The sequence below is a fragment of the Streptomyces sp. NPDC055287 genome (assembly GCF_053646035.1).
Genome location: NZ_JBSHNE010000047.1, coordinates 26,651 through 35,611 on the forward strand (window position 1 = coordinate 26,651; position 8,961 = coordinate 35,611).

Consider the following 8,961-nt stretch of genomic DNA (forward strand, 5'->3'; position numbering starts at 1 on the left):
CGGTGTTCGCCCAGTCTGAAGCGATACACAGCAGAGCGGCTTGCCGCATCCAGTCTTTGTTTCTGGCTGAACGCATCCAGGCGATTTGTATTCATTAATTAGAAATCATCTCATTTGGTGAGTCGGCGGTAGCAGATGAGGGTGCAGGCGATGCTGGTGAAGGCGAGGAAGTGGTCGGCTTTGCGTTCGTATCGGCGGTGGAGGCGTCGGCAGCCGGCGAGCCAGGCCATGGTGCGTTCGATGGTCCAGCGGTGGCGGCCCAGTCGCTGCGAGGTCTCGATGCCCTTGCGGGCGATGCGGTGGGTGATGCCGCGCTCGCTTAACCATCGCCGCAGGTGGGCGTAGTCGTAGCCCTTGTCGGCGTGGAGCTTGGCCGGCTTGCGTCGTCGGCGTCCGCGGCGGGAGCGGATCGGCGGTATGCCCTTCACCAGAGGGATCAGAGCCTGGCTGTCGTGCAGGTTCGCCCCGGAGATTCCGACGGACAGGGGCAGACCAGTCCGCTCGGTTATCAAGTGGATCTTCGACCCGTACTTGCCCCTGTCGACAGGATTCGGACCTGTCAGGTCCCCCTTTTCAGGGCCCGCATGTTCACCGAGTCGATTGCGCAGCGGGACCAGTCCAACTCACCACGGGAGCCGAGTTCGTCGAGGACCAGGCGGTGAAGCTTCGCCCACACCCTGGCCTTCGTCCACTCGGCAAATCGCCGATGAGCCGTCGCCCCTGACGGCCCGAACGACGCCGTAGGCAACTGCTGCCAGGTGCAGCCTGACGTGGCCACGAACACGATCGCGGCCAGCACCTCCCGGTCACCATGCCGACGCCGGCCACCGCCCTGAGGCCGTGACGGCGCCTCCGGGACCACCCGCTGGAACAACTCCCACAACTCGTCCGGCACCAGCCGCTCAACGATCCCCACCACGACCGACAGCCTACCGAACCAGCCAAATGAGATGACGTCTTAGTCAGATTCAATCTAGATATGCCGCTTTTGGTTGTTTCATTGCGCTCTGCCGGTGTCTGGATGGACCCTGAGGCCGCACGGTGCGCTGCGGGTACCCCTTGCCGTGACCAGCGCGGCCTCGCTCCTTTCTCGAAGAGATCAGCACGGCCCGCGCGCGGGCAATGATCCGGTGCGCGTCCCGCCCTCGGACCGCTCCAGCGCCGAGCGCGTCCCACACCTTCCGGTACAGGGCGACGTCTTCCGGCGAGTCGAGCCACATCTCCGCATGCCACGACTCGGCGATGACGAGCCGGTCGTCATGGATCCAGAAGTCGTCGCCCGCCGCAATCCGAACGTCCGCGGAGAGGGGGATGATGCCGAGCTCTACGGTCGACAACCCGTTGACGGACATCAGCCGGTCGAGTTGGTCGGCGAGGACGGTGGGCGGGCAGATCCGCGCGAGCAGCGCCGACTCGCTCATCAGCACGCGGTACTGCTTGCCTGGCACGTACAGGCCCTCTTGGCGTCGCAGTCGAGACGTGACCCCTGCCTCTACATCCCGCGTCGCACCGTGCAGCTCGGCGTACCGGGACAGCACGCTGCGCGCGTACTCCGGGGTTTGGAAGACACCCGGGATGACCGAGGTGAAGCCTCTGAACACGCGAGTCCTCTCGTGCTGCGCGCCGAGCGCGTCCTGCACGGCACGGTGTCCGCCGGCCAACTGCCGCCGCCACGAACGGTACGTCGACTCCAACCCGGCGAGGCGGCCTTTCAGCTCAGTCGCAGCCTCAGGCCGGCCGACGCCCGCGGCCCACGCTTCGAGGTCCGCGCCCGTCGCCGTCTGCTTCCCGTTCTCCAGCTTCGAGATCTTCGACGGCGCCCATCCGCACACTCCGGCCAGGCCGCGGACGGTGAGCCCGGCCTCGGTGCGCAGCTCGCGCAGCCGGGCACCGAGGGCGACCCTGGCCTGCTGGTAGTCAGTGCTCACACACGGGAACGTACCCCTGCGGTGAACTCCTCGTACCTCACTGCGTAGTGCCATGCCGCATCACGGGCCTGGCAGGCTGCGAGGACGTGCCCCGCGTCGGTGGTCAGCTCCATACGACGGCAGGCGTCCTCCCAGTTGAAGCGGGCCAAGATGCGGGAGTCGAACAGCCAGAAGTCGAAGTCCGGCAGGCCGAGCTGCTCGGCCTGCGACCGGTGCATGTACCGGATGTCTTCGCCGACGGTCAGGTTGTCCGGCGTGGTGGCCAGGAGATAGCGCTGGTTGTCCGTTGCGGGCTCGTCGACTAGGCGCACCCGCTCGATGCGCTTGCCCTTACGGGTTTGCTCCCGAGCGTTGACGAACCAGGGCCCCGCCGTATCGGGCGGTGGGTCGATTCCCGTGAGGAAGCGGCGGTACTCGTCGCTGCCCTGGTCTGCTGCGTAGGCCCGGCGGGTCTCCAGCCGCCAAGCGGTGTGCTCGAATCCGTTGCGGAAGAAGTCGAGGATTCCGGCGGCCGGCACGACGTCCAAGGTCATTCCTTGAGGGCGAAGTTGACGAGCAGGGCGCGGTCGACGACGACGAGCGACTCGCCCTCGAGGGGGTTCGCCATCTGTGCGAGCACGTCGGGGTCCGTGACGGTGTAGCCCTGCACCAGGATCTCCCCGCTGTCGACGTCCTCGTACAGCGTGGGGCATTCGCCGGTCTTGGAGTTGGTGCCGAGCATCCGCAGCTTGCGGGCCATGAGGGTTCCCCTCTCGGTCGTACCCGGCGAAGTGCCGAGGGGTGCACGATATTTCGGTGATCTAGAAACACGAAAGAGCCCCTCCCACCCGAAGGAGAGAGGGGCCGCGGGAATGACCGCCGGGCCTATGGGCGGCCGTGGGCTTGGACGTCGTCTGCGGCAGCTATGGCCCGGATCAAGGGCAGCTGCTCGAAGAAGTTCGGGTTGGTCCTGATCGCACTGCGCAGCATGCTTGCGCCGAGGAGCCCGAGGGAACGCCGGCTCTGGCCACAGGTGGCCGTCTGGGCACTCGAAGTAGGTCGGCTCGGGGCTTTGGTCCTCGAGGTCGAGAGCGAGCGTCAGCGGGTACGTGGCGCCGCACTGGGGGCAGCTGAAGCCGCCGTCCCCGTCACCCCTGGGGAGGGTCCAGCGCACTACCGGTGTGGTCATGGTCAGCCCCTCGCCCTCGCCCTGCCGTACTCGCGCAGGTGGAGATCAGGCATAGGCGTACTCCGCCGATAGAGCTGGGCCCCATGCTGCGACAGGCGCGGGAGCGGGCCGGGTTGGGGCTGCGGGAAACCGCGCTCAAGGTGGCGCTGTCCGGCGGGTACGTGGCGCATCTCGAGGCAGGGGACCGCTCGCCGTCCCTGACTGTCGCCAAGCGGATAGCGGAGGCGCTCGAGCTTGGCGACGACGAGCAGGCGCTCTTGTACGGCGCGGCGGTTACGGACGCAGGGGCTGATCACCCTTGGCGCCGCGCGGCCTGATTCCTCAGCGCATCGCGAAGGAGAGCTTGGCGCCACTGACTTGTGTTACCCCCCCAGATGGACGCCTGAGATGGCGCCTCCGAAGTCAACGCCACAGGCTGAAACGTATGACAGAGGTGCATGGATTCACCCTCGATGTAGGCAGCAGGGCTCCCGTGTCACTCATGGCAAGCCTCGTCAGCGATATTGAGGTTGTTGCGCAAAGTGCCCTCGAAATGGCTACTCACGTGGCGCGCAGCGAGGCCGACAACCAGGTGATGGCCACGCTGCGGGAAGGCGGGGTGCGTGGCCTCATACAAGAAGCTCGCCGACGGGAGCTTCCGGGCAGCGTTGAGGACGAAGGTCGAGACCTTGTAGAACTGGAGCAGTACCTGCAATACACGTGGCGCGCTCGCGGGATGCCGGTGCCAAGGGAACACTTGCCCGTAGCGTTGTTGGCGGCTTGGCCTGGAGCCCCGCTTCCGTGGAGCAGACTCATCGACCTGCTTCGGGACGACGAGATGTCGCGGCGCCTTCCTCGTGAGCCGTACCGATTCCGGTCGATCAGTTACCGGAATCCCTTCGGTGCGGAGATCCTCGCAGAGGCGGGTGCCGCATCACTCGCCCTGGCAGCTCTCCTGAGGATCATTCAGGACTGGGGGCCCCGACGCCGACGACTGTCCGCCATCGCCGACAACGAGGCCGATCTGGCCAAGGTTCAAATCGAGTTGCGCCGCAGGCTCCTCGAAGGGCGAGAAGTTCCTCTGTCGCCGGATGCCGTCGAGCGTCTCCTTATTGGGGATCTACCGAAGGCTGTCGGCCGCCTCACTGCCCGTGAACTTCAGGTCCGCGGACCCGACGAGGAGGCAAGCGCGACTACAGGCGCCGACGAGGCAGAGGAGCATGAGGAGACAGATCGGTGACCACTGCTGCCGGCAAGCGCTCTGCAGCTTTCACAGCCCCATGACGGGGTTGTCCTCCCATGGGTCGCCTTCGTCGAAGTAACGGGCCAGGGAGGTCGAGTTATCCGCCCATCCGCCCTGCCGCGCGATGCGGACCATCGGAACTCCCCCACGCTGGGCTGCCGTGGCGAACCCGCGGCGCAGCGAGTGGCCGCGCCATCGCCCTTCGAAGCCGGCGGCCTCGGCCAGGCGCTCGACGACGTCGGAAGCCGCGTCGGGGGTGAGCCGGCCGGACGGGTCCCCAATCGGCTTGCCGTGCCGCATCATCGGCGGCGCGACCCGCCCGTGCCGGTCGATCCGGACGAACAGCGGCCCCTCGGCGCGGCCCGCCTCCCGCATGGCGGCGATCAGGGAGCGCAGTGCCCGGACGGGGCAGGTCGCAGGATTCTTGCCGTAGGGGACAGCCGACTCCGTGAAATTCTTCATCTTCACCCGGTAGATCGAGACGAGGTAGCCCTCGTCGCACTCGACGGGCTCGCCGATGTCGAGGCTGACGAGTTGTAGTAGGGCTGGGTCGGCTAGTCACCCTCCGGCCCGCCGTGACGGCTCGTGCCGCGCTCGTCGTCGAAGCGGTGCGAGTGACGGCGCCGAGACCGCCGCCCGACGGTTGCTGCCGTGACTGTCAGAGCCGGCGTCTAGCCTTCCGGCCATGGGACTTCATATTTCGGTTGGCATGCTTCAGAACATGGCCGGCGTCGAGGAGCACGAGGCGCTCGTACGCTGGCAGGAAAGATTCGACCTTCTCAGCCGGGCCTTGGCCGATGAGGGAATCGTCTGGCAGGAGCCGGCGTTGGACGAGCCGTCACGTCTGCGTTTCATAAGTTTCCCCACCAGCCACCTGCACCACCTGCGCCGCGTCTTCGTGCTGGCGGCCCGGGGCGAGTCCGTCACGCCCGCATCGGCCACCAGCGCTGAGCAGTACGAACGCGACGAGGACAAGGTCTTCGACGAGTCAACGATGATGAGCTCCCACCTCCTGTGCCACTCGGACAGTGCGGGCTTCTACGTGCCGGTCGACTTTGACGATCCACTCTTCCTACCGGCGGAGAAGCAGGTGGAGGGCGGCGGGATGGTCGGTTCCAGTCAGCAGCTGCTCGCCGAACTGTGCGGCTTCGCTCCCGCCATCGGAGTCCGGCTCGACCGGGACCGGCACCTCTCAGACGAGGAGAGGGCCCGCCTGGACACCGCATCCGACGACCTCTTCGACATGGAGAGGTCCGCCTGGCACCAGCTGTACCAGGTGTGCCGCACGAGCATCGCCACCGGTCGCGCCGTCGTGTTCCACTGACCGGACCGGGGACCGGCGCGGTGGTTGATGCTGCGGTTCCAGTCCCTGCCTGGCGTGAATGTCCTGTCGCGTTCGGCGCTGGTGTGGTGCGAAGTGATCGTTTCCGCGGTGAATCCAGCCGCCCACACGGGTGAGTTGGTTGCTCACGCCCTGTCGCAGACCACGAGGGCCGCGCTAGACCCACTCATGTGATCAAGAACCTGATGCGGCGCGGTCTGCCCGCGTTCGTCCTCGCTGTCCTGTCTGTGCTCGGCGCCGCTCCCGCCTCCCACGCCCTGGACACGCGGCCGGCCGCGGCTGCCACGCCCGTTTTCGACGCAGAACGGATAAGGCTCCCCGGCGGTTGAGCGAGACGTCTGACTCTCGACTCTTCCGCCGGGGAGCCTCGTTGGTGCACGGACCACGAACTCCTGGCGCACTCGAACGCCCTGGGCCGCAGGCTCCCTGCCCGAAGGAGCAGCAATTCCAGCTCTTCCATCGCTTCGGACGATGGGTCTGTCCCGTTGGCTGGACACGCCCGCTGCTCACTGACGGCAACCTCCCGGCGATGCCTTCACCCCCCGTGCGGAGATCGACACCTTGCGGGGTCGTTGTTACTGCGTCTCCCCGTTGAAGGCCCAGATGCTGAACGCTGCTCCCTGCGGGTCGCGCAGCGCAGCCAACGGCCCGACGGGGGTGTCGATCGGACCGTGAACGACGGCTCCGCCGAGTTTCCCGACGCGCTCGACGGCCTCGTCGACGTCCGCGACGCAGAAGTAGACGATCCAGCGAGGCTGGACGCCCTCGCGCTGCGGAGGGATGAGCCCGCCGATCATCTCCCCGCCCACCGTGAAGCCCGTGAAGGGGGTGCCGGCCAGATCGACGGTCGTCGTGGTGAGGCCGAAGACCTGCTCGTAGAACGCCGCCGCCGCCTCCGTGCGGGGGGTCATGAGCTCACTCCAGATGAAGGCGCCGGGCTCGTTGACCACCGTGGCTCCGATGTGGTCCTTCGCCTGCCACAGGCCGACCCCCACTCCGATGACATCCTCCCCGAACGCGACCCGGCCGGATTCCAGGGCATCGACCGGCGGCGTCAGCCGCCGGCCGCCTCGAAGCCGGTCGCCGTGGCGTCGACGTCATCGACGGCGAGGTAGGTCCGCCAGGTCGCAGAGGTTTCCTGCGTCGCCGTGCCAGGGGCTGGAGAGACCAGGGCGGCGACCACGCCGTCGTTCATGACCGCCACCGAGCAGGCCGAGCCCCCGTACATCGGTCGCTCTTCGAACTCCCAGTGAAACGACCGGCCGTAGAAGGACCGAGCCCCCTCCGGGTCGGTGGTCAGCAGTTCCACCCAATTGGGCGTGCCCTGGCGATAGGAAAGGCGGCGCGGCATCGCGGCTCCTCGTCGGTGTGGGGAAGCATCACGGACGCGAACCGGTGAACGTCGGCGAGGAGTTCAGGGTGTTCGCGCGCCGGTGCGGGAGATCTGGGCGTGGAACCCCGGTCGGACCGCGGGGAGATCGGGCGGCAGGACCGGGTATCTGGGGCGTCGGACCGCTCGTTTGCGCAGCTCAAGGGGATAGGAGGAAGGGCGAGCCATGACTCGATCCTTTCATGGAATCGAGTCTCTACTGAACCCGGAACGGTTCACAAAGAGGGGCGGGTCTGCAGGTTGCCCTTGGTGAGGAAGTCGAGGAGGATCTGGCGGCTGGTTTGCGAAGTGAGGCTGCCGTAGGCGTCGTCGAAGGCGTGTTCGGCGAAGGGCAGTTCCTTGAATGTGGTGTCTACGCCGTCGGCTCGGAGTGATGCGGCAAAGCCCTTGATGGTTTCGGGACGGGCGCTGCGGTCGCGGTCGCCCACGACGAGCAGCGTACGTTGCAGGCCTTTTCGGATGTCGGTGGTCGGGGAGACTTCGCGGTAGCGCTCGGGGTACTGGTCAGGGGTACCGCCGGTGAAGAGTTCTGCGGCCTCGCGGGAGCCTGAAACGTTCTCTTTCCACATCTGGGTGACGTCTGTGCCGGGGTAGAAGCCGACGACGGAGGACGGGGGCTTGGGGGTGGGGCCGTCGGTGGCATGGATCGTGCCGTTCTGGAGGCGGTAGGCGGTGTTCATGGCGAGAGTGCCACCGGCGGACATGCCGCCCATGGAGATGCGGGAGAGGTCGACGCTGTAATCGTCGGCGTGGTCCTGCACCCACCTCAGGGCGGATAGCAGGTCTTGCGGGGCGGCGTTCCAGGTGGGTCGGCTGGGGGTGGCCAGGCTGTAGTCGACGGCGATGGCCGCCACACCGTGGTCGGCCAGCCAGCGTCCCGTACCGCGCAGGTCGCTCTTGTCGAAGGTGCGGAAGCCTCCGGCATGGGCAAGGAGGATGGCCGGCACCTTGCTGTTCCGGCTGTGCTTGGGCAGGTACAGGTCAGCCTTGAGCGCCTGGCCGTCGCGGGCGGCGTACACCTGGGTCGTGTCCGGGGTGGCGTTGGGGTAGGCGAGCTGACTGAAGATCTCGCCGAAGGACACCTTCGTACCCGCCTTCTGTGCGGCACTGAACTGGATGCCGCCGATGGCCAGCGCGGCCACGATGGACAGCGTGGTGACCGCGGTGAGGACGCGGCCCCAGCGCGCCAGGCCGCTGCGCCAGGCCAAGGCTCCCAGGAGGACGCCGACTAGAGCGAGGATGGCTATGTGGAAGGGGTACTGGCCGCCGAGCACTGGACCGATCACACCGGCCTTGGGGATCGCCGGAAAGTATGCACCCAGCATGATCGTGGTGGTCAGGAAGGCCACGACGGAAGCGATCAGAGCGACCACGACGCGCAGCGTCCTCTTGACCCTGCCGGGAGGGATGGCCGCCGGCAAAGCGGCCGGGCGTCGGTTTGTGAACATGGCGGTGTTCCTTGGGAATGGGTGTGCGGGAGGCGGACTAAGCCTCCGTACTGGACGCCACGAGATTGGCGTTCCGGGGCAGTCCTCTGCGTCCCCCGCAGGAGCCATCCTGCGGCGTAGCCCTCCAGAGCTACGCGGGTCCGGGAGCAGCATGATGGAAATCTGTCAACTTGACCCGGTCCTGAAGGGGCCGGGCTTGGAGGTAGCGCCCAACTGGCTGTTGGGTTGGCTCCTCCGTCCAAGGCACCCGTTATGGGGTGGCTGGGACGCGTGACTCACGCCCCTCAGTCCACACGGTCTTGCCCTTGCGGGCGATGTTGTGGGACGCGTTGTCGTCCGCGTGCATGAGGGCCCCGCAGCACCGGCATGCGAACGTCGCTTGATCGACACGGTTTTTCCGGTCGATGTGACCGCACTCGGAGCATTGCTGGCTGGTGTACGCCGGATCGACGTAGACCAGCGG

At 67.0% G+C, this 8,961-nt stretch carries 13 protein-coding genes; 4 read left to right on the plus strand and 9 right to left on the minus strand.

Annotated elements, in window-relative coordinates; genetic code table 11:
- Positions 1–110 precede the first annotated feature (110 nt).
- The 4 genes from ACWIHY_RS35495 to ACWIHY_RS35510 form a co-directional block, all read right to left on the minus strand.
- A protein-coding gene (locus ACWIHY_RS35495) for an IS5 family transposase (protein ID WP_454380549.1) occupies positions 111–910 on the minus strand; the annotation gives its coding sequence in 2 pieces (ribosomal slippage) (positions 111–572 and positions 575–910; 798 coding nt in all).
- Between the two features lie 58 nt (positions 911–968).
- Positions 969–1,928, minus strand: a complete 960-nt coding sequence (locus ACWIHY_RS35500) for a helix-turn-helix domain-containing protein (protein WP_454380530.1) — start codon at positions 1,926–1,928, stop codon at positions 969–971.
- The gene (locus tag ACWIHY_RS35505) at positions 1,925–2,446 is read right to left on the minus strand and encodes a DUF6879 family protein (RefSeq protein WP_454380550.1); all 522 of its coding nucleotides are present in this window, start codon (positions 2,444–2,446) and stop codon (positions 1,925–1,927) included. Before ACWIHY_RS35505 ends, ACWIHY_RS35500 begins: the two co-directional genes overlap by 4 nt.
- 11 nt (positions 2,447–2,457) lie before the next feature.
- Positions 2,458–2,667 (minus strand): hypothetical protein, encoded by a 210-nt coding sequence (locus ACWIHY_RS35510; RefSeq protein ID WP_454380532.1) that lies wholly within the window; start codon positions 2,665–2,667, stop codon positions 2,458–2,460.
- A gap of 512 nt (positions 2,668–3,179) precedes the next feature.
- On the opposite strand from ACWIHY_RS35510, the gene ACWIHY_RS35515 reads away from it, so the two are divergent.
- Together ACWIHY_RS35515 and ACWIHY_RS35520 are read left to right on the plus strand one after the other, a co-directional pair.
- Positions 3,180–3,413: a helix-turn-helix domain-containing protein gene (locus ACWIHY_RS35515; protein WP_454380534.1), complete on the plus strand. Its 234-nt coding sequence runs from the start codon at positions 3,180–3,182 to the stop codon at positions 3,411–3,413.
- Between the two features lie 107 nt (positions 3,414–3,520).
- Entirely contained in the window at positions 3,521–4,315 is a 795-nt protein-coding gene (locus tag ACWIHY_RS35520; RefSeq protein WP_454380536.1) for a hypothetical protein, read from the plus strand.
- A gap of 30 nt (positions 4,316–4,345) precedes the next feature.
- On the opposite strand, the gene ACWIHY_RS35525 is transcribed toward ACWIHY_RS35520, so the two are convergent.
- The gene (locus tag ACWIHY_RS35525; RefSeq protein WP_454380537.1) at positions 4,346–4,780 is read right to left on the minus strand and encodes a tyrosine-type recombinase/integrase; all 435 of its coding nucleotides are present in this window, start codon (positions 4,778–4,780) and stop codon (positions 4,346–4,348) included.
- 247 nt (positions 4,781–5,027) lie between these two features.
- Between ACWIHY_RS35525 and ACWIHY_RS35530 the strand changes: the two genes are divergently transcribed.
- Positions 5,028–5,642 carry a hypothetical protein gene (locus tag ACWIHY_RS35530; RefSeq protein ID WP_267010215.1) on the plus strand — a complete coding sequence of 205 codons (615 nt, stop codon included), beginning with the start codon at positions 5,028–5,030 and terminating at the stop codon, positions 5,640–5,642.
- Positions 5,643–5,830: 188 nt separating this feature from the next.
- On the plus strand, positions 5,831–5,989 hold the full coding sequence (locus tag ACWIHY_RS35535) for a hypothetical protein (RefSeq protein ID WP_454380539.1): 159 nt from the start codon (positions 5,831–5,833) through the stop codon (positions 5,987–5,989).
- Between the two features lie 246 nt (positions 5,990–6,235).
- Here the strand turns inward: ACWIHY_RS35535 and ACWIHY_RS35540 are convergent, their stop codons facing one another.
- The 4 genes from ACWIHY_RS35540 to ACWIHY_RS35555 form a co-directional block, all read right to left on the minus strand.
- Entirely contained in the window at positions 6,236–6,655 is a 420-nt protein-coding gene (locus ACWIHY_RS35540; protein WP_454380540.1) for a VOC family protein, read from the minus strand.
- A 59-nt stretch (positions 6,656–6,714) separates the two neighbouring features.
- Positions 6,715–7,011: a VOC family protein gene (locus ACWIHY_RS35545; RefSeq protein ID WP_454380542.1), complete on the minus strand. Its 297-nt coding sequence runs from the start codon at positions 7,009–7,011 to the stop codon at positions 6,715–6,717.
- Between the two features lie 254 nt (positions 7,012–7,265).
- Positions 7,266–8,498 carry an alpha/beta hydrolase gene (locus ACWIHY_RS35550; RefSeq protein ID WP_454380544.1) on the minus strand — a complete coding sequence of 411 codons (1,233 nt, stop codon included), beginning with the start codon at positions 8,496–8,498 and terminating at the stop codon, positions 7,266–7,268.
- Positions 8,499–8,748: 250 nt separating this feature from the next.
- The coding region (locus ACWIHY_RS35555) for a zinc ribbon domain-containing protein (RefSeq protein WP_454380545.1) at positions 8,749–8,961 on the minus strand (213 nt) is incomplete at its 5' end.

Bases quoted from the DNA above. Each gene is read 5' to 3' on its own strand.
- ACWIHY_RS35530 (WP_267010215.1), top strand. From the start codon at position 5,028: ATGCTTCAGAACATGGCCGGCGTCGAGGAGCACGAGGCGCTCGTACGC.
- ACWIHY_RS35510 (WP_454380532.1), bottom strand. From the start codon at position 2,667: ATGGCCCGCAAGCTGCGGATGCTCGGCACCAACTCCAAGACCGGCGAA.
- ACWIHY_RS35515 (WP_454380534.1), top strand. From the start codon at position 3,180: ATGCTGCGACAGGCGCGGGAGCGGGCCGGGTTGGGGCTGCGGGAAACC.
- ACWIHY_RS35550 (WP_454380544.1), bottom strand. From the start codon at position 8,498: ATGTTCACAAACCGACGCCCGGCCGCTTTGCCGGCGGCCATCCCTCCC.
- ACWIHY_RS35545 (WP_454380542.1), bottom strand. From the start codon at position 7,011: ATGCCGCGCCGCCTTTCCTATCGCCAGGGCACGCCCAATTGGGTGGAA.
- ACWIHY_RS35520 (WP_454380536.1), top strand. From the start codon at position 3,521: ATGACAGAGGTGCATGGATTCACCCTCGATGTAGGCAGCAGGGCTCCC.
- ACWIHY_RS35525 (WP_454380537.1), bottom strand. From the start codon at position 4,780: ATGAAGAATTTCACGGAGTCGGCTGTCCCCTACGGCAAGAATCCTGCG.